Annotated in this window: 19 protein-coding genes; 11 read left to right on the top strand and 8 right to left on the bottom strand. The window is 69.3% G+C overall.

From position 1 onward, the window contains the following. Nucleotides 1–34: 34 nt before the first annotated feature. The 4 genes from AB0L97_RS32430 to AB0L97_RS32415 all read left to right on the top strand — a co-directional run bounded on the left by AB0L97_RS32430 (nt 35) and on the right by AB0L97_RS32415 (nt 5,671). Nucleotides 35–892, top strand: a complete 858-nt coding sequence (locus AB0L97_RS32430) for a DivIVA domain-containing protein (protein WP_355079657.1) — start codon at nt 35–37, stop codon at nt 890–892. Nucleotides 893–970: 78 nt separating this feature from the next. Continuing rightward, the gene (locus AB0L97_RS32425; protein ID WP_355079659.1) at nt 971–1,171 is read left to right on the top strand and encodes a hypothetical protein; all 201 of its coding nucleotides are present in this window, start codon (nt 971–973) and stop codon (nt 1,169–1,171) included. A 270-nt stretch (nt 1,172–1,441) separates the two neighbouring features. After that, the gene (gene ileS / locus AB0L97_RS32420; RefSeq protein ID WP_364437127.1) at nt 1,442–4,576 is read left to right on the top strand and encodes an isoleucine--tRNA ligase; all 3,135 of its coding nucleotides are present in this window, start codon (nt 1,442–1,444) and stop codon (nt 4,574–4,576) included. A 549-nt stretch (nt 4,577–5,125) separates the two neighbouring features. Further along, the gene (locus AB0L97_RS32415) at nt 5,126–5,671 is read left to right on the top strand and encodes an NlpC/P60 family protein (protein WP_355079663.1); all 546 of its coding nucleotides are present in this window, start codon (nt 5,126–5,128) and stop codon (nt 5,669–5,671) included. Nucleotides 5,672–5,898: 227 nt separating this feature from the next. On the opposite strand, the gene AB0L97_RS32410 is transcribed toward AB0L97_RS32415, so the two are convergent. Next, nucleotides 5,899–6,786 (bottom strand): UTP--glucose-1-phosphate uridylyltransferase, encoded by an 888-nt coding sequence (locus AB0L97_RS32410; RefSeq protein WP_355079665.1) that lies wholly within the window; start codon nt 6,784–6,786, stop codon nt 5,899–5,901. Nucleotides 6,787–7,138: 352 nt separating this feature from the next. On the opposite strand from AB0L97_RS32410, the gene AB0L97_RS32405 reads away from it, so the two are divergent. Together AB0L97_RS32405 and AB0L97_RS32400 are read left to right on the top strand one after the other, a co-directional pair. Continuing rightward, entirely contained in the window at nt 7,139–8,515 is a 1,377-nt protein-coding gene (locus AB0L97_RS32405; protein WP_355079703.1) for a DNA polymerase IV, read from the top strand. A gap of 194 nt (nt 8,516–8,709) precedes the next feature. Further along, nucleotides 8,710–9,210, top strand: a complete 501-nt coding sequence (locus AB0L97_RS32400; RefSeq protein WP_355079667.1) for a hypothetical protein — start codon at nt 8,710–8,712, stop codon at nt 9,208–9,210. A gap of 88 nt (nt 9,211–9,298) precedes the next feature. Here AB0L97_RS32400 and AB0L97_RS32395 read toward each other — a convergent pair whose 3' ends face one another. Continuing rightward, complete coding sequence (locus tag AB0L97_RS32395) at nt 9,299–9,805, bottom strand: PaaI family thioesterase (protein ID WP_355079669.1); 507 nt, start codon at nt 9,803–9,805, stop codon at nt 9,299–9,301. A gap of 98 nt (nt 9,806–9,903) precedes the next feature. Continuing rightward, nucleotides 9,904–10,845 carry an EamA family transporter RarD gene (gene rarD, locus AB0L97_RS32390; protein ID WP_364437120.1) on the bottom strand — a complete coding sequence of 314 codons (942 nt, stop codon included), beginning with the start codon at nt 10,843–10,845 and terminating at the stop codon, nt 9,904–9,906. A gap of 35 nt (nt 10,846–10,880) precedes the next feature. On the opposite strand from rarD, the gene AB0L97_RS32385 reads away from it, so the two are divergent. Together AB0L97_RS32385 and AB0L97_RS32380 are read left to right on the top strand one after the other, a co-directional pair. Beyond that, nucleotides 10,881–13,304 carry an HAD-IC family P-type ATPase gene (locus tag AB0L97_RS32385; RefSeq protein ID WP_364437117.1) on the top strand — a complete coding sequence of 808 codons (2,424 nt, stop codon included), beginning with the start codon at nt 10,881–10,883 and terminating at the stop codon, nt 13,302–13,304. An 81-nt stretch (nt 13,305–13,385) separates the two neighbouring features. Next, nucleotides 13,386–14,204 carry a PhzF family phenazine biosynthesis protein gene (locus AB0L97_RS32380; RefSeq protein WP_355079675.1) on the top strand — a complete coding sequence of 273 codons (819 nt, stop codon included), beginning with the start codon at nt 13,386–13,388 and terminating at the stop codon, nt 14,202–14,204. 10 nt (nt 14,205–14,214) lie between these two features. Here AB0L97_RS32380 and AB0L97_RS32375 read toward each other — a convergent pair whose 3' ends face one another. From AB0L97_RS32375 to lspA, 3 genes are read right to left on the bottom strand one after another with little or no spacing between them, the layout of a single operon-like run. After that, complete coding sequence (locus tag AB0L97_RS32375) at nt 14,215–14,880, bottom strand: hypothetical protein (protein WP_364437114.1); 666 nt, start codon at nt 14,878–14,880, stop codon at nt 14,215–14,217. Next, nucleotides 14,873–15,799: an RluA family pseudouridine synthase gene (locus AB0L97_RS32370; protein WP_355079679.1), complete on the bottom strand. Its 927-nt coding sequence runs from the start codon at nt 15,797–15,799 to the stop codon at nt 14,873–14,875. The genes AB0L97_RS32375 and AB0L97_RS32370 overlap by 8 nt, the downstream gene beginning before the upstream one ends. Beyond that, nucleotides 15,796–16,389 carry a signal peptidase II gene (lspA, locus tag AB0L97_RS32365; RefSeq protein ID WP_364437213.1) on the bottom strand — a complete coding sequence of 198 codons (594 nt, stop codon included), beginning with the start codon at nt 16,387–16,389 and terminating at the stop codon, nt 15,796–15,798. The genes AB0L97_RS32370 and lspA overlap by 4 nt, the downstream gene beginning before the upstream one ends. Nucleotides 16,390–16,527: 138 nt before the next feature. Here lspA and AB0L97_RS32360 point away from each other — a divergent pair, with 138 nt between their 5' ends. From AB0L97_RS32360 to AB0L97_RS32350, 3 genes are all read left to right on the top strand, one after another. After that, entirely contained in the window at nt 16,528–17,493 is a 966-nt protein-coding gene (locus tag AB0L97_RS32360) for a hypothetical protein (RefSeq protein ID WP_356965213.1), read from the top strand. Then, the gene (locus AB0L97_RS32355) at nt 17,490–18,209 is read left to right on the top strand and encodes a hypothetical protein (protein WP_364437210.1); all 720 of its coding nucleotides are present in this window, start codon (nt 17,490–17,492) and stop codon (nt 18,207–18,209) included. The genes AB0L97_RS32360 and AB0L97_RS32355 overlap by 4 nt, the downstream gene beginning before the upstream one ends. Nucleotides 18,210–18,292: 83 nt before the next feature. Continuing rightward, nucleotides 18,293–18,760 (top strand): VOC family protein, encoded by a 468-nt coding sequence (locus tag AB0L97_RS32350; RefSeq protein WP_355079683.1) that lies wholly within the window; start codon nt 18,293–18,295, stop codon nt 18,758–18,760. Nucleotides 18,761–18,775: 15 nt separating this feature from the next. Here AB0L97_RS32350 and AB0L97_RS32345 read toward each other — a convergent pair whose 3' ends face one another. Together AB0L97_RS32345 and AB0L97_RS32340 are read right to left on the bottom strand one after the other, a co-directional pair. After that, entirely contained in the window at nt 18,776–19,228 is a 453-nt protein-coding gene (locus AB0L97_RS32345; RefSeq protein ID WP_364437109.1) for a Rieske (2Fe-2S) protein, read from the bottom strand. A gap of 173 nt (nt 19,229–19,401) precedes the next feature. Next, nucleotides 19,402–20,425, bottom strand: a 1,024-nt coding sequence (locus tag AB0L97_RS32340) for an AMP-binding protein (protein ID WP_364437106.1), incomplete at its 5' end; no start/stop codon positions are given.

Raw genomic sequence — 20,425 nt, 5'->3', positions numbered from 1 at the left:
TAGATCTCCAAAAGACGCGTGAAGGGATCCTTCCATGCCGCTGACCCCAGCCGATGTGCACAACGTCGCGTTCAGCAAACCGCCGATCGGGAAGCGCGGCTACAACGAGGATGAAGTCGACGCGTTCCTGGATCTGGTGGAGCAGGAGCTCTCGCGTCTGATCGAGGAGAACGCCGATCTGCGCCAGCGGGTCGCCGAACTCGACGCGGAATTGGCCGACGCGAAGAAGAACCGCGGCCCGGCCGGAGTGAACAGTCCGAAACCGCCGATTCCGCAGGCCCCGCCGCCGCAGCCGGAACCGATCAAGCCCCCGGTTCCCGTCGCCCCGCCCGCTCCGATGCCCGCCGCGCCGGTGGCCAAGGACGCGCCGGGCGCGGACGCGAACCTGCAGGCCGCCAAGGTGCTCAGCCTCGCCCAGGAGATGGCGGATCGGCTGACAAGCGACGCCAAGAGCGAGGCGGAGAGCTTGCTGTCGAATGCCAGGGCGAATTCCGAGCGACTGGTCGGAGACGCCAGGACGCGGTCGGAGGCCATGATCGCCGACGCCCGTCAGAAGTCGGACGCGATGCTGACCGACGCGCAGAGTCGTTCGGACAGCCAGCTGCGCCAGGCCAAGGAGAAGGCCGACGCGCTGCAGGCGGACGCCGAGCGCAAGCACACCGAGATCATGGCGACCATCACCCAGCAGCGCAGTGTGCTGGAGAGCCGGATCGAGCAGCTCAAGACGTTCGAGCGGGAGTACCGGGTGCGGTTGAAGTCCTACCTGGAGTCGCAGCTGGAGGAGCTGGAGAACCGTGGCTCGGCCGTTCCGGTCGACGGCGGCGAAGCCTTCGCGGATGCCAACACGGCGAACAACCTCGCGCCGGCGTCATTCGCCAAGGGCGGCAAGTAGCGCGCCGCGCCCCAGCACAGCAGTTCGCATACCGTTTAGAGGAACTGTCGAGCCGCCCGGCATGCCTTGGGGGTCACCATGCTCGTCTTGACACTCGTCCTTGCCGCGATCGGCTTCGCCCTGCTCGTGGCCGCGCTCACCACCGGATCGGTGATCTGGGCGTGGGGCTGCATCGTGGTGTGCGTCATCGGCGCGATGCTCTTGTTGGTGAGTGCTTTGTCCATGCGGAGTCCGGATAGTGATTCCCCGCCGCCTCCTGGTCGTCATGCCAAACGCTGACCTGCCTCACAAAGTGAGTTGACCGCTCGGGCTAGAATCAAACATGAATACGGCGTCGATCCGGCCATCACCGGGGAGCCTTCGGAAGAACGGCGGCACGGCCTGCGGGCCGGGCGCTCAGTAGAACCGAACGGGTGAGCCCGTCACAGCTCGCGAATGAGAGGTCCGGTGTCGCCACGCCGGACAAGCGGGGTGGTACCGCGGTTTCGGCGCACCGGGCGCCGTCATCGTCCCCGTGCCAACGACTCGGCACGAGGAGACGTATCCGCGATGGCGGACCAGACTTCCAGCAACAGCGCGTACCCGCGCGTCGACCTGAGCGTCGGCAGCGGGGCGTCGTTCCCCGAGATGGAGCGCCGCGTGCTCGACGCGTGGGCGGCCGCCGACACCTTCCGCGCGAGCATCGAAAACCGTTCCGGCGCAGCCGAATTCGTCTTCTATGACGGGCCGCCCTTTGCCAACGGTCTGCCGCATTACGGACATTTGCTCACCGGATACGTCAAAGACCTCGTCCCGCGTTTCCAGACGATGCGCGGCAAGCGGGTCGACCGGCGATTCGGCTGGGACTGTCACGGATTGCCCGCGGAAATCGAAGCCGAAAAGCAGCTCGGTATCACGGACAAATCACAGATCGACGCGATGGGGCTCGCGGAATTCAACGCGGCCTGCAAAACATCGGTGCTGCGCTACACCGGGGAATGGCGCGACTACGTGACGCGCCAGGCTCGCTGGGTCGACTTCGACAACGACTACAAGACGCTGGACACCGACTTCATGGAGTCGGTGATGTGGGCGTTCAAATCGCTGTACGACAAAGGGCTGATCTATCAGGGCTTCCGGGTGCTGCCCTACAGCTGGTACGAGCAGACGCCGTTGTCGAATCAGGAAACGCGCCTCGACGACGCCTACAAGATGCGCCAGGACCCGGCGGTCACCGTCGACATGGCGTTGCGCGTGCCCGCGGAGCATCCGCTGCACGAACTCGACGGCGCCAACGCGCTGATCTGGACCACGACGCCGTGGACGCTGCCGTCCAACTTGGCGATAGCGGTGCATCCCGACGTTCGCTACGTGCACCTGCGCGCGGCCGACGGCAAACGCTATGTGCTCGCGGCCGAACGGGTTTCGCACTACGCGCGGGAGTTCGGCGCGGAGCCGGAGGTGCTCGCCGAGTTCGATGGCGCCGCGCTGGCGGATTTGTCCTACGCGCCGCCGTTCGACTTCTTCCTCGGCCATCCCCACGCCCACCGCGTGCTCACCGCCGACTACGTGACCACCGACTCCGGCACCGGCATAGTGCATCTCGCACCCGCCTTCGGTGAGGAGGACATGGACGTCGCCTCCGCGCACGGCATCGAGCTGGTGCAGCCGCTGGACCCGGGCGGCAGGTTCACCTCGATGGTTCCGCCGTACGAGGGCCTGATGGTGTTCGACGCGAATCCGGTGATCATCAAGGACCTGAAGGCCGCGGGAAAGCTGTTGCGGCACGAGACGATCGAGCACTCCTACCCGCACAGCTGGCGCTCCGGGCAGCCGCTGATCTACATGGCCGTGCCGTCCTGGTTCGTGGCGGTCACCAAGTTCCGCGATCGCATGGTGGAGCTGAACAAACAGATCACCTGGGTGCCCGAGCACATCCGCGACGGCCAGTTCGGCAAGTGGCTGGAAGGCGCGCGCGACTGGAACATCAGCCGCAATCGATACTGGGGCAGCCCGATCCCCGTGTGGGTGTCCGACGATCCGGCCTACCCGCGCGTCGACGTGTACGGCTCGCTGGACGAGCTGGAGCGCGACTTCGGGGTGCGCCCGGCCGATCTGCACCGCCCGATGATCGACGAGCTCACCCGGCCGAATCCCGATGACCCGACGGGCCGCTCGACCATGCGCCGGGTGCCGGAGGTGCTGGACTGCTGGTTCGAGTCCGGCTCGATGCCGTATGCCCAGGTGCACTATCCGTTCGAGAACAAAGAGTGGTTCGACAGCCACTTCCCGGGCGATTTCATCGTCGAGTACAACGGCCAGACCCGCGGCTGGTTCTACACGCTGCACGTGCTGGCGACGGCTCTGTTCGACAGCCCGGCGTTCAAGACCGTCGCGGCGCACGGCATCGTGCTCGGCGACGACGGCCTGAAGATGAGCAAGTCCAAGGGCAATTACCCGGACGTCAACGAGGTGTTCGACCGGGACGGCTCGGACGCGATGCGCTGGTTCCTGATGAGTTCGCCGATCCTGCGCGGCGGCAATCTCATCGTCACCGAGCGCGGCATCCGCGAGGGCGTGAGTCACGCGCTGCGACCGCTGTGGAACGCGTGGACGTTCCTGCAGCTGTACGCGTCGAAGCCCGGTGTGTGGCGCACGGATTCGCCGCACGTGCTGGATCGATACATCCTGGCGAAGCTGGCGCGCACCAGGGACGTGATCACCGAGGCGCTGGAGACCTACGACATCGCGGGCGCCTGCGATGAGCTGCGCTCGTTCGCCGACGCGCTGACCAACTGGTACGTGCGGCGCTCCCGCTCGCGGTTCTGGAGCGAGGACCGCGACGCGGTGGACACCCTGCACACGGTGCTCGAGGTGGTCACCCGGCTGGCCGCGCCGCTGCTGCCGCTGATCACCGAGGTGATCTGGCGCGGGTTGACCGGCGGTGACTCGGTGCACCTGGCCGACTGGCCGAAGGACGGCGAGCTGCCGGACGATCCGGAGCTGGTCGCCGCCATGGACGAGGTGCGCCTGGTGTGCTCGACGGTGCTGAGCCTGCGCAAGGCGCAGAACCTGCGGGTGCGGCTGCCGCTGGCCGAGGTCACCATCGCCGCGGCCGACGCCGAGCGGCTGGCGCCGTTCGCCGACATCGTCGCCGACGAGGTCAACGTCAAGAAGGTCGATCTGACCACCGACGTGGACGCGCACGGCCGGTTCGAGCTGGTGGTCAACGCCCGCGCCGCGGGGCCGCGGCTGGGCAAGGACGTGCAGGCGGTCATCAAGGCGGTGAAGGCCGGTGACTGGGCCGAGGACGCCGACGGCACGGTCCGGGCGGCCGGCATCGCCCTGCTGCCGGAGGAGTACACCCAGCGTCTCGTGGCGGCCGAGCCCGAGTCGACCGCGGCGCTGCCCGGGAACGCGGGTCTCGTGGTGCTGAATTCGGTGGTCACCGAGGAGCTGGAGGCCGAGGGCTGGGCGCGGGACCTGATCCGCGACCTTCAGGAGACCAGGAAGTCCGCCGGGCTGGACGTCTCCGACCGCATCACCGTGGTCCTGGACGTTCCGGCGGACCGGGCCGCGTGGGCCGAGACGCACCGTGACCTGATCGCGGGGGAGATCCTCGCCACCACGCTGACCTTCGGCGACGCCGGAGCGGAGGCCGCCGATCTGGTCGGCGGAGTGCGGGCGCAGATCGCCAAGGCCTGAGCGCCGGGTTTCGAGCCGGGGCGGGACCGAAAGGTCCCGCCCCGGTTGCTGTTCGAGCGGTCTTGGTGCCGTTTGTTCCGAGCCGATCGGTGGCAGCGATCCGAGCCTGCCGGAATCGGTCCGCTCGATGTTCTCGGCGGGGCCGGACAGGTCCGGGCGCGGTCTGTTCGGTCGCCGATGCCCCGGGCCGCTCACCTGGCGCCCGCGTACCGCACGCGACCGGCCGGCAACACGATGGCAGGGTTTTCCGATCTCAAACCTGGTATTCACGGCGCAGTCCGGTGATTTAGATCACATGCTGAGAATTTGCTGATTCCCGACAATTCGCCGATATCCCAGGCACAATCTGCGGTGTCGCTGCTGTTACCCAGGTGATCTCCGGGGCGGCAGTTTCTCTTTTCAGTGTGTCCTACTTGGAATTTGGCCGTGCTGGGAATGTGACCGGCGCGGGTGGCCGCGGCTCCGCATCGGAGGCCGCTGCTGATGCCATGTATTAGCCAGGCTGCCGATCGGCGGCCAGTCAACCGCGCCCATGGAAGGGGCGAGCACGTGCCGAGAAAATCGTTGCACCGCATCGCACTCGGATTCCTGCTCTCGATCATCACGATCCTCCTGTTCGCCGGACCCGCCTGGGCCGACACCGGCAGCGCCTCCGGCAGCGGGCCGGGCAGCGCGTCGTTCGGCTCGGCGGGTAGCGGCAGTTCCTCGTCCGGCAGCGCCAGCGGCTCGGCCGACCTGCCGATACCCAGTGTGTTCGGCGTCGGCGCGCTGGCCGCGGCGACGACGCAGATCGGCAAGCCGTACGAATGGGGTGGGACCGGCCCCGACAGCTGGGACTGCTCGGGCCTCGTGCAGTGGGCGTACCGTCAGGTCGGCGTGAGTCTTCCGCGGACCACTTGGCAGCAGGCGAAGGTGGGCGCGCCCGTCCCGCGGGGCTCGCTGTCGCTCGGCGACGTGATCGTGCTGAACAGCGATGGCTCGCACGTCGGTATCTATGCCGGAAACGGCCGGGTGCTCAACGCGTACGGTCAGGGCGTGCCGGTCGGCTTCACTCCGCTGGACGAATTCGACATCTACGCCATCCGTCGCTTCTGAGCGCGGCTACTCCGGCGCTGAAACGGCCCCGACCCGCGAATTCGGGTCGGGGCCGTGGCGAATCGGCCGCGGACGTCACATGCACCCCAGTCCGCCGGTAGGAACCGAATGGGCGGCGTGGACCGGGACCGGTGCGCCGACACCGGAAGCCGCCCTCGTCACCCTCCGGTGTCAGGCGCGCCGCCGCATTCCGGTGTGCGGGAGCCGCGATACGGCCCGGACGTGCGCTAGTCGCCGAGCCCGTCGGCGAGGGTGCGCAGCAGCGGTCCGTACTGCTGATGGGCCAGCGCCGAGGCGAATTGCGCCACCAAATAGTCGGCCGGGTTGCCGGTGTCGTACCACCGGCCGCGGATCACCTGGCCGAAGACCGGACTGTTCGCCGCGTGCACGTTGATCGCGTCGGTGAGGTACACCTCGCCGGTGCGGTGTTCGTACCACTCTTCGGTCTGCCTGCGCAGCTCGTCGATGATGCCGGGGGTGACGACATAGCCGCCGATCGCGGCGAAGGACGACGGCGCGTCCTTCGGCTTCGGCTTCTCGCGCAGGCCGGTGATGCGCAGCAGGCCGTTGCCGTGGTCGTCGGCGACCACCGGCACGCCGTAGCGCTGCGACTCGGCGGGATCCATCGGCATCAGCGCGAGGACGGGGGCTCCGGTGGCCTCGTAGGCGTCGATGAGCTGCTGAGCTCGGGGCACCTCGGCGACGAACACGTCGTCCGGCCACAGCACCAGCATGGGCTCGTCGCCGAGGTTGCGGGCGGCGTTGAGCACCGGGGTGCCGTTGCCGTACGGCCCGTGCTGGTCGAGGTAGGTGATGTGGCCGAGCCGGGACAGCTCGCCGACCTCCTCGACGGCATCGGCGAACGCGGTCTTGCCGTCCGCGCGCAGCTGGGCGACCAGCGCGGGATTGGGTCGGAAATGGTCCTGGATCAGTGATTTTCCGCTGCTGACCACGATGGTGATGTCGGTGATGCCCGAAGCGACCAGCTCGCGGACCGTGTGCTCGATCACCGGCTTGTCGCCGACCGGCAGCATCTCCTTGGGGATGGCCTTGGTCAGCGGAAGCAGCCGGGAGCCGATACCGGCGGCCGGGATGACGGCCTTGCGGATATTCATGGGTCCGATCATCACATATCGGACCGTGGGTCAGGCCCCGTCCCCACGGCACGTCGGCGGTTATTTCGAGACCGCCCGGTACTTGTTCCGACACGGAAAAGCGCAGATCAAAGCCGTCGCGACCGGGCCGGACGGTCCCCGGGGCGCGAGACGGAGGCGGCCCCGATACCGGCAGGTAACCGGCAGCTAGCGCACAGCCACCTGACAGCGTCACCGCCTGCTCCGCACTGTCGGTGGACGGGCGTACATTGCAGCCGTGCGTACCGAGAAGCCGAGCGTCGAGTGCCCGGTCGCGCCCTCGACCGGGGTCGGGACCACCCGCGCCGAAAGCTCGGTGGGTCGGCGGGCACCGGTGCTCGCCGACGCGGACAGCGCCGCTCGTCGCTGGGTTCTGCACATCGACATGGACGCGTTCTTCGCCTCGGTCGAGCAGCTGACCCGGCCGACGCTGCGGGGCAGGCCGGTGCTGGTCGGCGGGACCGGCGGGCGCGGCGTCGTCGCCGGAGCCAGTTACGAGGCGCGCGTGTTCGGCGCCCGGTCGGCGATGCCGATGCATCAGGCGCGCCGGTTGGTCGGCGTCACGGCGGTGGTGGTGCCGCCGCGCGGCGCCGTCTACGGCGTGGTCAGCGGGCAGGTCTTCGACGCGTTGCGCAGCCGGATCCCGGTGCTGGAGACGCTGTCGTTCGACGAGGCGTTCGGCGAACCGGCCGAGCTGGCCGGCGCGACGGTCGCCCAGGTGCACGCGTTCTGCGCGGACTTGCGCGCGGTGGTGCGGGAACGGACCGGGTTGACCGCCTCGGTGGGCGCGGGCACCGGAAAGCAGCTGGCCAAGATCGCCTCCGGCTTGGCCAAACCCGATGGGATCCGGGTGATCTCGCCGGTCGAGCAGCCGCGACTGCTGGCAGGTCTGCCGGTGCGCAAGCTGTGGGGGATCGGCCCGGTCGCGGAGAGCCGGTTGCGCTCGTTGGGCATCGAGACCGTGGGCGCCTTCGCCGCGCTGCCGGAGTCGGAGGCGATGTCGATTCTCGGCGGCAGCGTCGGCGCCGCGCTGCACCGACTGGCGCGCGGCATCGATGACCGTCCGGTCGCCGAACGCACCGAGGCGAAGCAGATCAGCGCCGAGACAACCTACGAAACCGACATCGTCAGCCTGGAGCAACTGCGTCCGGCCATCGAGGACATGGCCGTCGCGGCGCACCGGCGCCTGACCGGTGACGGGCGCGCCGCGCGCACGGTGGTGCTCAAATTGAAGAAGTCGGATATGAGCATCGTCACCCGCTCCTACACCCTGCCCTACGCCACCGAGGATTTGGCCACTCTCGCCGCCGCCGCGCAGCGTTCGGCGCTCGACCCGCGGGAGCTGGGCCCGATCCGCCTCGTCGGCGTCGGCTACGGCGGCCTGTCGACCGTCCGTCAGGAATCGCTGTTCCCCGAACTGGATCGCGGCCCGGTCCCCGAGATCGCCGCGGTCGAAACGGAATCCGAACCGGCGCACGCCCCCGAACTCGGCGATGCCGCGCACACCGCGCCGGTCCTACCGGTCGCCCTCTGGCGTCCCGGCATGGACGTATCGCATCCCGAGCACGGTCACGGCTGGGTGCAGGGCGCCGGGCTCGGCGTGGTGACCGTCCGCTTCGAAACCCGTTCCACCGGTCCGGGTCCCGCGCGCACCTTCGCCGCCGACGATGCCGCCCTCACCCGTGCCGATCCGCTGGGCAGTCTGCTCTGACGGCCGGGGCCCGAGGCTCGACATCGCCGGGCCGGACGCGTACGTTCGCTGCCGACGACCATCGCCGGTCCGATGTGGATCCGGGTGCCGCCACCCGGGGCCGGTAGCCTGGGACCTCGTGCAGCGCCGCCGGTTCGGGGGCGGCTGCCATGGTGGAACACGACACGGACCTCTCGAACGCAAAGGACGAGCAGTTGAAGCTTCGTAAGACTGGACGCATCGCGATCGCCGGACTGGCCATCGTCGCCGCGCTTGGCCTGACCGCCTGTGGTGGCGACGACAAGGACAGCAAGCCCGCCGCCAAGACGTCGACCAGCGCCAAGGCGTCGGCGACCGCGAGCGCGAACCTGCCGCCGGTCCCGACCCCCGCGGAGCTGAACACCGCCCTGGCCCGTGCGCTCGACCCGTCGGTGCCCGCCTCCGAGAAGCTGGACAACGTCCAGGGCGCCGAGGCCGATCCGACGCTGCCGGACCGCTTGTCGCAGGCCGCGGCCGGCGCCGACGTGAAGATCGTGGTTACCGACGTCACCTCCTTCGGCGACAGCGTGAACGCGAAGGCCAAGTTCATCCTCAACGGCCAGGAGAACATCGTCGACGTGCCGTTCGTCGCCGACAACGGCAAGTGGAAGATCCAGAAGACCTGGGCCTGCACCATGCTGACCAACCTCGGTCAGCAGTCGGCGGCCTGCAGCTGAGTTCACCCGACGGGCCGGTCGTCGCGCTTCGCGGCGCCCGGCCCGTCGTCGCGTGAAATGCTCTGCCGCATTTTGTAGTACGCGCAGGTCAGAGCATGCGCAGAATCGCGTACATCGAGGTGGCGTGCGCGTACAGTTCGCCGTCTTCGGCGCCGACCAGGCGGGCCTCGGCGCTGGCCGTGGTGGTGCCGACGTGGATCGCGGTGCCCTCGCAGCGCAGCGTGCGCGTGTCGCTGCGCACGGCACGATGGATGTCTATGCCGATCTTGACCGAGGTGGAGCGCGTGCCGCCGGCCAACTGCGTCAGTACCGCCGAGCCGAGGGCCGCTTCGAGCACCGTCGCCACGAAGCCGCCGTACACCCCGCCCGCCGGGTCGAGCAGTTGGTCACCCGGCTCGCCCTCGAAAACCACGGTCCCATCGCCGACCTGGGCCAGCCGGAAACCCAGCGCGCTCAGAATCGGTGCGCCCGGGAATCGTCCGTCGAGCGTTCCCTGCAAGATCTCCCGTCCGGTCATACCGAGCGGGTCGGGTGTCTTCTCAGCCGGTGGCCGCCCCGCGTCGGTGCGGGCGCGAAGGGGTCTGGGCGCGGTCATACATCGACGCTACGGAGAAGGCGAAGCCCGCAGAAGTGTCGGATCCGACACCTTCGCGACCAATTCCGACGAACTCGAGTCGCCGGAAAGCGGGAAGCTCACGGTGTGGACCGTGTTTCGCTCGCTTGGGAGCCGGATTCGCTGGTGACAGGGCGCGATGTGCGCCGCGCGCGACGGGTTCGTAGCAGGGCGTCGGTGGTGAATATCACCAGCGCCGCCCAGATGAGGGCGAAACCGGCCCAACGGGAGGCGGGCATCGGCTCGTGCGCGACCGCGACGCCCCAGGCCATCTGGAGTGCGGGGGTGAGGTATTGCAGCAGGCCCATGGTGGACAACGCGACGCGCTGGGCCGCGACGGCGAACAGCAGTAGCGGAACCAGGGTGACCGGTCCGGTGGCCACCATCAGGGCGGTATGCGCGGGGGCGGAGGCGAATTCGCTGTGCCCGGCGAGCGCGAGCGCGATCGCGAACGCCAGCGCGAAGGGTGCGGCGACGACGCCCTCGGCGGCGATGCCGCGCAGCGCGTCCAGCGGGATCACCTTCTTCACCAAGCCGTAGGTGGCGAAAGAGCAGGCCAGGGCCAAGGCGATGATCGGTGGTCTGCCGTAGTCGACCGTGAGCACGGCCACCGCGGCCGCGCCGAGCCCGAGGGCGGCCCATTGGGCGCCGGTCAGCCGCTCACGAAAGAGCACCACACCGAACGCGACGGTGACCAGAGGGTTGATGAAATACCCGAGCGCGCACTCCACGACGTGGCCCGCGGTGACCCCATAGACGTACACGCCCCAGTTGAGCGCGATCGCGGCGGAGGCCACGGCCGCCAGCCGCCAGACTCGGCCGTCGATGCCGCGCAGTTCGCGGATCCGGCCGCTGACGGCGAGCACCGCGAGCACGACCACCAGCGTCCAGACGATCCGCTGCGCCACCACTTCACCCGGACTGGCGAACGCCAGCAGCCCGAAGAACGCGGGGAAAAGTCCCCACAAGAAGTACGCGCTCGCTCCGAACGCTACACCGGGGATGGACCTGCTTCGCCGCACGATGACGAACGTAGTTGTCCCGTAGCCTTGCGGTCATGTCGATTACCGTGCAGGCATCGGGCGCGACCGGGCTCACCGCGACCGAGGTCGAGCAACGTCGTCACGACGGACTGACCAACGACGTCCCGGATCGCGCGAGCCGATCGGTTCGCGACATCGTGCGCGCGAACGTCTTCACCAGGATCAACGCCATCCTCGGCGTCCTGTTCGTGCTGGTGCTGGCCACCGGATCGATCATCGACGGCATGTTCGGCCTGCTGATCGTCGCCAACAGCGCGGTCGGCATCATCCAGGAGATCCGCGCCAAGCGCACCCTGGACCAGCTGGCCATCGTCAGCCAGGCCAAGCCGACCGTCCGCCGGGACGGCAGGGCCGTCGAGATCGCGCCGCGCGAGGTGGTGCTCGACGACGTGATCGAGCTCGGTCCCGGCGACCAGATCGTGGTGGACGGCACGGTAGAGGAGTCCGCGCAGCTCGAGGTGGACGAGTCGTTGCTCACCGGCGAGGCGGACTCGATCGAGAAGGCGGTCGGCGCCACGGTGATGTCGGGTAGTTATGTGGTGTCCGGGTCCGGCGCCTACCGCGCCACCAAGGTCGGCCGGGACGCCTACGCGGCGCGGCTGGCCGAGGAGGCGAGCAAGTTCACGCTGGTGCACTCCGAACTGCGCAGCGGTATCGACAAGATCCTGAAGTTCATCACCTACCTGCTGATTCCCGCCGGACTGCTGAGCATCTACAACCAGCTGGTCTCCAGCAAGGAGTCGTGGCGGCCCGCGCTCACCGGCATGGTGGCCGCGCTGGTGCCGATGGTGCCCGAGGGGCTGGTGCTGATGACGTCGATCGCGTTCGCGGTCGGCGTGGTGCGGCTGGGCAGGCGCCAGTGCCTGGTGCAGGAGTTGCCCGCGATCGAGGGGCTGGCCCGCGTCGACGTGGTCTGCGCCGACAAGACCGGCACGCTGACCGAGAACGGCATGCGGCTGTCGGACCTGAAGACGCTGGACACCTTCGACGACACCGAGGTACGCACCGCGCTGGCCGCGCTCGCGGCCGACGACCCGCGCCCGAACGCGAGCGTGCAGGCGATCGCCGAGGCTCTGCCGGACGGTCCCGGCTGGCAGCGCACCGCCGTCGCGCCGTTCTCCTCCGCCAAGAAGTGGAGCGGTTGCTCCTACGGCGAGCACGGCGACTGGCTGCTCGGCGCGCCGGACGTGCTGCTCGACCCGGGATCCGCGGACGCGCGGGTCGCGGAGGAACTCGGCGCATCCGGCCTACGCGTGCTGTTGCTGGCGCGCGGCGACCGTCCGGTGGACGCCGCGGACGCCCCGGGGGGCGTGCGGCCCGCCGCCTTGGTCGTGCTGGAGCAGAAGGTCCGGCCCGATGCGCGCGACACACTCGATTACTTCGCCAGCCAGAGCGTCTCGATCAAGGTCATCTCCGGCGACAACGCGGTGTCGGTCGGCGCGGTGGCCTCCTCGCTCGATCTGCCGGGCGGTGACCACCCGATCGACGCGCGGGAGTTGCCGGAGGACGGCGACGAATTGGCCGCCATGCTGGACGGCAACACCACCTTCGGCCGGGTACGTCCGGATCAGAAGCGCGCCATGGTGTCGGCGTTGCAGTCGCGCGGGCACACGGTGGCCATGACCGGCGACGGTGTGAACGACGTGCTCGCCTTGAAGGATTCGGACATCGGCGTGGCGATGGGCTCGGGCAGTCCGGCGACCAGGGCGGTGGCGCAGATCGTGCTGCTGGACAACAAGTTCGCCACGCTGCCGTACGTGGTCGGCGAGGGACGCCGGGTGATCGGCAACATCGAGCGGGTCTCGAATCTGTTCCTCACCAAGACCGTGTATTCCGTGCTGCTCGCCTTCCTGGTCGGCATGGCCGGCATCGGCTCGCAGATCTTCGACTACGAGCCCATCGGCTACCCGTTCCTGCCGCGCCACGTCACGATCGCGGCCTGGTTCACCATCGGCATTCCGGCGTTCATCCTTTCGCTCGCGCCCAACAACGAGCGTGCCCGCACGGGTTTCGTGGGGCGCGTCATGCGGTTGGCCATCCCCTCGGGCGTGGTGATCGGCGCGGCCACCTTCGTCTCGTACCTGATCGCCTACGCCGGGCCGCACGCCACCGAGGAGCAGAAGGTGCAGGCGGGCACCACGGCGCTCATCACATTGATCATGATCGCGGTGTGGGTGCTCGCCATCGTCGCGCGGCCGTACGTGTGGTGGAAGGTGATGCTGATCGCGGTGTCGGTGGCGGCGTACGTGTTCCTGTTCACCGTTCCGTTCACCCGCGAGTTCTTCAAACTCGACCCCTCCAACCTCGCGCTCACCGGTGCGGCGGTGGTCTGCGGCGTGGTCGGGATCGTGCTCGTCGAGGCGGCCTGGTGGGTGAGCGCGGCGCTGCGCGGCGAGAAGCCGCAACTGCTGCCCAGCTCGCCCGGCGGAGCCGACTGACAGACTGGACGCCTGACTCGCCGCGCCACGAGAAGCCTTGTGCGAAGCGGCCATTCAGACTTGGAGTACCTTCTGGAGATTATGGAGGTACTGCTGCACCAGATCGACGCGTTCGCCGACGCACCGTTCTCGGGCAACCCGGCCGCGGTGATGCCGCTCCCGTCGTGGCTGCCGGATGCGTTGCTGCAACAGCTGGCCGAGGAGAACAACCTCGCCGAGACCGCGTTCTATACCTCACGGTTACCTCCAGAGGCGGGCGTGCCGCCGGGCGAGTGGCCCGCCTTCCACCTCCGGTGGTTCACCCCGAGGGTGGAGGTCGCGCTCTGCGGGCACGCCACTCTCGCCAGCGCCGCGCAGATCCTGGCCGACATGCACCCCGGTGAGGACCGGGTGAGCTTCTACACGCGCAGCGGCTGGCTGCACGTCGACCGCACCGACGACGACGAGTTCGTCCTCGATCTGCCTGCCGTGCCGAGCATTCCGGTGCAGCCCGATCCGGCGCTCGTCGCGGCGCTCGGTGTGCGTCCGGTGGGCGCGTATTCCGGCACCGACGAGGTGATCGTCGTGGCGACCGAACAGGAGGTGCGCGATGCCGCGCCCGTGCTGGCGGCGTTCCCCGCGCTGCCGCGCGCCGCGATCGTCACCGCGCCCGGCGATTCGGTCGACTTCGTCTCCCGGGTCTTCGCCCCGGCCGTGGGCGTCCCGGAGGACCCGGTGACCGGGTCCGCGCACGCGCAGCTGGTTCCGCTGTGGAGCGAGCGGCTCGGCCGCACCGAACTGCACGCCAGGCAGCTGTCCCGCCGCGGCGGAAGCTTGCGCTGCGAACTGACCGGCGACCGCGTGCTGTTGTTCGGACGGTGCCGCCGCTACCTCGACGGCGTCGTCACCCTGCCGGACTAGCTCCGGCCGCTCACGGCTCCGGAACCGGTCCGTCGTCGGGGCCGGGCGCGACGACGTCGCGGTAGTCGGGCAGCAGCGGGGCCACCGCGAAGCTTCCCGCCACCGCGTCGGCGGGCAAAGCCTGGACCGCGCGGACATCGTTGTGCCCGGACAGGTTTCGCAGTCGCGCCGGGGTGTCACGCACGACGAGCCCGACGACACAGCCGCAGCCGCTCCGCAGTCGTGCGGCCGAGAACGCGACCACGCGGGCGGAGCGGTCATCGACGGGGCGGGGAAGCAGCCAGGCCGCGTACGACGCCGAATCCGCCGCCGCCTGAACGCCTTCCGGTACCGGCACGGCCACCAGCGGCGTCTGCACGCCGGGCGCGGGCACCCGGTAGAGCACCTGCGCGATCCGCAATCCGCCGCTGTGCTGCGGAATCTCGCCGGGCACCAAGGGTTCGGCGAACGACACCAGCGCCCAGCGCGGTTCGTCGCCGCCCGTGTCCAGCGAGTCACGAGACCGGGCGAGGTAGTCCGCGACCTGCTCACCCTGGTCGGGCCCGAGCCGGTCGGTGGACACCGGGGCGCGGTACGGCGGTTGCAGCGCGCCGAGCGCGAAGACGAGTGCGATCAGCGCGACGGCCGCCGCGCCGAGCAAGATCCCGCGCCAGGGCGGCACCCGGCGGTCAGGCATCGCGCAGGACGTCCAGCGCGTGCTTCAGGTCGTCCGGGTATTCGCTGGTGATCTCCAGGTAGCGGCCGTCGGCGGGGTGCTGAAACCCCAGCGACCGAGCGTGCAGCCACTGCCGTTGCAGCCCGAGCCGCTCGGCCAGCCGCGGGTCGGCGCCGTAGGTGAGATCACCGCAGCACGGGTGGCGGATCGCGGAGAAATGCACGCGGATCTGATGGGTGCGGCCGGTCTCCAGGTGGATGTCGAGGAGGCTGGCCGAATGGAACGCCTCGACCGTGTCGTAGTGCGTGACGCTGGGACGGCCGTCTGCGGTGACGGCGAACTTCCAGTCGTTGCCGCGGGCCCGCCCGATCGGGGCGTCGATGGTGCCGCTGCTGGGGTCCGGATGCCCCTGCACCAAGGCGTGATACCGCTTGTCGACGGTGCGCTGCTTGAACGCGCGCTTGAGCACCGTGTACGCGTGCTCGGACTGTGCGACCACCATCACGCCGGAGGTGCCGACGTCCAGGCGGTGCACGATGCCCTGCCGCTCGTGGGCGCCGGAGGTGGAGATGCGGTATCCGGCGGCGGCGAGTCCGCCGACGACGGTCGGGCCGCTCCAGCCGACGCCGGTGTGCGCGGCCACGCCGACCGGCTTGTCGACCGCGACGATGTCGTCGTCGGCGTAGAGGATCTTCATGCCTTCCACCGGTTCGGCCTCGATGGTCAGCTCCCGCTTCGGCTCCGGGAAGATCACCTCCAGCCAGGCTCCCGCGGTGAGCCGGTCGGATTTGCCCGCGGCGACGCCGTCGAGCTGCACCGAACCCTCCTCGGCCAGCGTGGCCACCGCGGTGCGGGACAGGCCGAGCAGACGGGACAGGCCCGCGTCGACGCGCATGCCGTCGAGCCCGTCGGGGACGGGCATGGTCCTGGTCTCCCTCATGCCGCGCTGCCCTCGCTCGCGCCCGTCTTGCCGTGGCCCACCCGGGTGCCGTTCGGTTCGAAGCCGAACACGGTGAGCACGACCAGCAGGATCGCGCCGCACACGATGGCCGAGTCCGCGACGTTGAACACCGGCCACCAGCCGATCGCGACGAAATCCACCACGTGCCCCTGCAGCGGGCCGGGCGCGCGGAACAGCCGGTCGCCCAGATTGCCGACCGCGCCGCCGAGCACCATGCCCAGTCCGATCGCCCACCACAGCGAACGCATGGTGCGGCCGATGCGCACCACGCCGATGACGACGGCGGCGGCGACCAGGGTCAGCAGCCAGGTCATGCCGGTGGCCATGGAGAACGCCGCGCCGGGATTGCGCACCAGGCTCAGGCGCGCGAAGTCGCCGATGATCGGTACCGGATCGCCCGGCGTCAGCTTCGCCACCGCGAGGGTCTTGGTGAGCAGATCCAGGCCGAGCACGACCGCGGCGAGGACGAGTAGCGTACGCAGCCGCTGCGGCGGAGCCGGCTCGGTCGTCGGGTCGGCGGTGTTCGCTGGGTTTTCCTCGGGCGGCCGGTCGTCACTCACACCGACCATCATCTCTCGAGCGGAATCGAGTCCGGTGCGCGCGTCCGATTGCCCCGGCCCGCGCCCGCGGCGTTCGCGTGCCACGCCGATCGGTTCGCGGTCGAATGTCCCAGCTGACACTCAGGAATCGGTCGTACCCTGTTGCTCGTGACGGTGTTGTCTTCCCCCCGCCTGGCCCGAAGCGCGAGCCTAGCCCGGAGCGCGCGCTCGGGTGTGCTGCTCATGGTGCTCGCGCTCGGGCTCTCGGCATTCGGGGTCGGTTGCGGCGACGGCGCCGAGTCGAGCGGTGAGGCCGACGGAACGGAGCCGCTCGGCATCGGCAAGGAAGTGACCGTGCCGATTCCGGCCGCGGTGACCACGGTCGAATCGGCCGGTGCGGAGCCCCGATCGATGCTGCGGCCGGAGTATCCGGCGGGCACCGTGCAGCGGGTCACGCTGTACACCGCCCATCACATCCAGCAGCAGATCGATGGGCAGCCCAAGCCCGACTTCTCCACCCCGGCGCTGACCATTCCCATGACCGCGGAGACCACCGTGGAGGGCATCGATCTCACCCTTGGCTCGGTCACCTCGCCCGATCCCACGCTGGCCAAAGCGCTCACCAAGATCGGCGGCTCGCACGCGGGCTTCGACCTCAGCGATCTGGGCGCGATCACCGCACTGCGGCTCGAGCCGGCGCCCGACGCGTCCAACACCGCGCGCGCCGCGCTGGAGCAGGCGTTCTACCAGGCCGTCTACCGTTCGATCGCGTTTCCCGACCAGCCCGTCGGCGAGGGCGCGGTCTGGACGGTGCGCCAGGAGGTCAGCGGCGGCGTCCTGCTCGACCAGGTGACCACCGCGACGCTGAGCAAACGCGACGGTGACCGGCTCACCATCGAGCTGCACGTCACCCAGAAGCCGAAGTCGCCGGTGTGGAACCTGCCGAACAACGCGGGCACGCTGGACATCGACGACTACGTCATGCAGGGAGCGGGCACCATCACGGTGGATCTCGGCTTGCCGCTGCCGGTGGCCGGGTCGATCACCGTCGGCGGGCACCAGGCCTACCGCGATCCGCACAGCGACAGCACGCTGCAGCAGGCGATCGAGACGCAGGTGTCGTGGACCGAATGATCCGTGCGTGCGGACTGCTGGCCGCGGTCGCGCCCCTCGTCGTCGCCACCGGATGCGGCTCGGGGGACCACGCCGCACCAGGACAGCCCGAGCTTCCCACGCTCGGACCCGTCGTGGCCGCGGCCCCGGTGACCACCGCCCCCGAGACCGATTCCACTCGGCTGCGCGGGCTGTTGCTCGCCGACAGCGATCTGCCCGCCGGTTTCACCGCGCTCGCGCCGCCCGCCGACACCGGCGGAGGCGCTACCGGCGCCTCGCCGACGAATCCGGCCGAATGCGTGAAAGTGCTCGCGCCGCTCGGTGCGCAACGCTCCGGCGCGCTAGCGCGGGCGTCCACGCAGTACACCGGGCCGAATTTCTCCAGCATCGATATAGACGCGGCCAGTTATCCACCGGACGCGGTCGCGGCCGCTTTCTCGGAAGTGCAGGAAATCCTGCGTCGCTGCGCGCACTATGCCGGGGCCGACGGCTCCGACATTCCGATGGACTACCGCGTCGGCGGGCTCGTCCAGCCGCCCGCGGGCGATGCCTCCGCGCCCTTCCAAGTGCGCACTACCAGTGACGACCTGACCCTCCGCTCGTCCGCCGCGATCGTTCAGGTGGGGAGCACGTTGGTGCAGGTCGCGGTGACTGCGCCGGAGGCGGTGGACCCGGGTGTGCTCAGCGCGCTGACCGCGGCCCAGGTGCGCAGGCTGCAGGGCGTCGCCGGACCGTGATTTCCTGCGATCCGGCCGAATCGCGCCTGTCGCCGGAATAGGCTCGGCATGATCCGACACAACGCCTCGACCGGAGGTTCCCCATGTCTGATGTCAAACCCGTTCCCGATGGATATCCGGTGGTGTCGCCCGGGCTCGCGGTCGACGGCGCCGCGGCGGCGATCGATTTCTACAAGAACATTTTCGGTGCGACCGAGCGTATGCGGATGCCCGGTCCGGACGGCAGAATCGCGCATTGTGAGCTGATGTTCGGCAATTCCGTCGTCATGCTCGGCGATTCGGCGCCCGATATGGACTTCCTCGACCCGAAGACGGTCGGCGGCACCCCCGTCAACCTGTATGTGTACGTCGAGGACGCCGACGCCGCTTTCGCCGCCGCGTTGTCCGCGGGAGCCAGGGAACTCACGCCCATGACCGATCAGTTCTACGGCGATCGCAGTGGCGCCTTCGAGGATCCGTGGGGACACCGATGGACGGTGGCCACCCACGTGGAGGATGTGCCGCCCGACGAGATGGACCGCCGGATGGCCGAGCGGTTCGGCGGTTCCTGATCCCGGCGGATCTGCTCATTCGGCGACGACCGAATCCCCGTTGACCCGGATGCCTTTCGGGGCGAGTGGTTTGCTCGCCGGGCCGTGGGCCACCGAGCCGTCCAGCGCGAACTTGCTGCCGTGGCAGGCACAGTTGATGGTGCCGCCGGACACCGTCGCGACCTTGCATCCCGCGTGCGTGCACACCGAGGAGAGCCCGACGAAGGTGCCCGCGCTGGGCTGGGTCACCACGGTGTCGCCCACGATCACGCCGCCGCCGACGGGAATGTCGGCCGTCTTGGCGAGCGCGTTCGCGGGACTGTTCGCATCGACGGGCCGGTCTGCCTGCGCTGCGGTGGCGTCATGCGGCGCGGGAGCGTCGTCGCCCTTGCCATGGGCGGTGCAGGCGGTGACCGCCGCCGCGGCGGCGACGCCCGCACCGGCGACGACCACACTGCGGCGGGTGCGGAGTTGTTCGTGGAATGTCATGTCGGTCGGATCTCCCTCGAAGGCGCGGCCGGCCTTGCGCCGGTTTCCGCTTCGCCTTGTTCACGGAGATAGTGATCAGGCGGTTCAATCGACGATCCGATTCGATTCGTATGACAGAGCGGCGGACCCGGACCCCCTCATCTGTTTGTGGCCGGGTCCGCCGTTCTTTGTGGTTACCCGCGGGCGATCGATTCGAACACCTTCGGGTCGACGAGGGTGGAGGTGTCGCCGAGTTCGCGTCCTTCGGCGACGTCGCGCAGGAGTCGGCGCATGATTTTGCCGCTGCGGGTTTTGGGGAGTTCGGGGACGATGTGGATTTCGCGTGGTTTGGCGATGGGGCTGATCTCGCGGGCGACTTCGGTTTTGAGGTCGTCGATGAGGGTGTCGGTGGGTTGGGCTTCGGCGGTGAGGATGACGAAGGCGACGATGCCTTGTCCGGTGGTGGGGTCGGTGGCCCCGACGACGGCGGCTTCGGCGACGGTGTGGTGTCCGACGAGGGCGGATTCGACTTCGGCGGTGGAGATTCGGTGGCCGGAGACGTTCATGACGTCGTCGACGCGGCCGAGGACCCACAGGTCGCCGTCGGTGTCGAGTTTGGCGCCGTCGCCGGCGAAGTACCAGCCTTGGTCGGCGAAGCGTTCCCAGTAGGTGGCTTTGTAGCGTTCGGTGTCGCCCCAGATGCCGCGCAGCATCGACGGCCACGGCTCGTCGAGCACGAGCAGACCGGAACTGTCCCGGCCGAGTTCGCCGCCGTCCTCGTCCACCACCCGCGCCGAGACACCCGGCAGGGGAGTCATCGCCGCGCCGGGTTTGGCGGCGGTGACGCCGGGCAGCGGGGAGATCATGATGGCGCCGGTCTCGGTCTGCCACCAGGTGTCGACGATGGGCGTGCGGCCCGCGCCGATGACCTCGCGGTACCAGCGCCACGCCTCCGGGTTGATGGGTTCGCCGACCGAACCGAGCAGGCGCAGCGACGACAGATCATGGCTGTCGGGAATGTTCCTGCCCCACTTCATGAACGTTCGGACCAGCGTCGGCGCCGTGTAATAGATGGTGACGCCGTACTTTTCGATGATCTCGAAATGCCGGTGCTCGTTGGGCGAGTTGGGTGTGCCTTCGTAGACGACTTGGGTGGTGCGGTTGGCCAGGGGGCCGTAGACGATGTAGCTGTGTCCGGTGACCCAGCCGATGTCGGCG

The organism is Nocardia sp. NPDC051911 (assembly GCF_040681035.1).
GTDB lineage: Bacteria > Actinomycetota > Actinomycetes > Mycobacteriales > Mycobacteriaceae > Nocardia > Nocardia sichangensis.
Note: the sequence above shows the minus strand (reverse complement) of the source record. Positions and strands in the feature narration are given on the sequence as shown.

Bases quoted from the DNA above. Each gene is read 5' to 3' on its own strand.
- AB0L97_RS32385 (WP_364437117.1), top strand. From the start codon at position 10,881: ATGTCGATTACCGTGCAGGCATCGGGCGCGACCGGGCTCACCGCGACC.
- AB0L97_RS32395 (WP_355079669.1), bottom strand. From the start codon at position 9,805: ATGACCGCGCCCAGACCCCTTCGCGCCCGCACCGACGCGGGGCGGCCA.
- AB0L97_RS32355 (WP_364437210.1), top strand. From the start codon at position 17,490: ATGATCCGTGCGTGCGGACTGCTGGCCGCGGTCGCGCCCCTCGTCGTC.
- AB0L97_RS32345 (WP_364437109.1), bottom strand. From the start codon at position 19,228: ATGACATTCCACGAACAACTCCGCACCCGCCGCAGTGTGGTCGTCGCC.
- lspA (WP_364437213.1), bottom strand. From the start codon at position 16,389: ATGGTCGGTGTGAGTGACGACCGGCCGCCCGAGGAAAACCCAGCGAAC.
- AB0L97_RS32425 (WP_355079659.1), top strand. From the start codon at position 971: ATGCTCGTCTTGACACTCGTCCTTGCCGCGATCGGCTTCGCCCTGCTC.
- AB0L97_RS32375 (WP_364437114.1), bottom strand. From the start codon at position 14,880: ATGCCTGACCGCCGGGTGCCGCCCTGGCGCGGGATCTTGCTCGGCGCG.
- AB0L97_RS32350 (WP_355079683.1), top strand. From the start codon at position 18,293: ATGTCTGATGTCAAACCCGTTCCCGATGGATATCCGGTGGTGTCGCCC.
- AB0L97_RS32380 (WP_355079675.1), top strand. From the start codon at position 13,386: ATGGAGGTACTGCTGCACCAGATCGACGCGTTCGCCGACGCACCGTTC.
- AB0L97_RS32430 (WP_355079657.1), top strand. From the start codon at position 35: ATGCCGCTGACCCCAGCCGATGTGCACAACGTCGCGTTCAGCAAACCG.
- AB0L97_RS32370 (WP_355079679.1), bottom strand. From the start codon at position 15,799: ATGAGGGAGACCAGGACCATGCCCGTCCCCGACGGGCTCGACGGCATG.
- ileS (WP_364437127.1), top strand. From the start codon at position 1,442: ATGGCGGACCAGACTTCCAGCAACAGCGCGTACCCGCGCGTCGACCTG.
- AB0L97_RS32410 (WP_355079665.1), bottom strand. From the start codon at position 6,786: ATGAATATCCGCAAGGCCGTCATCCCGGCCGCCGGTATCGGCTCCCGG.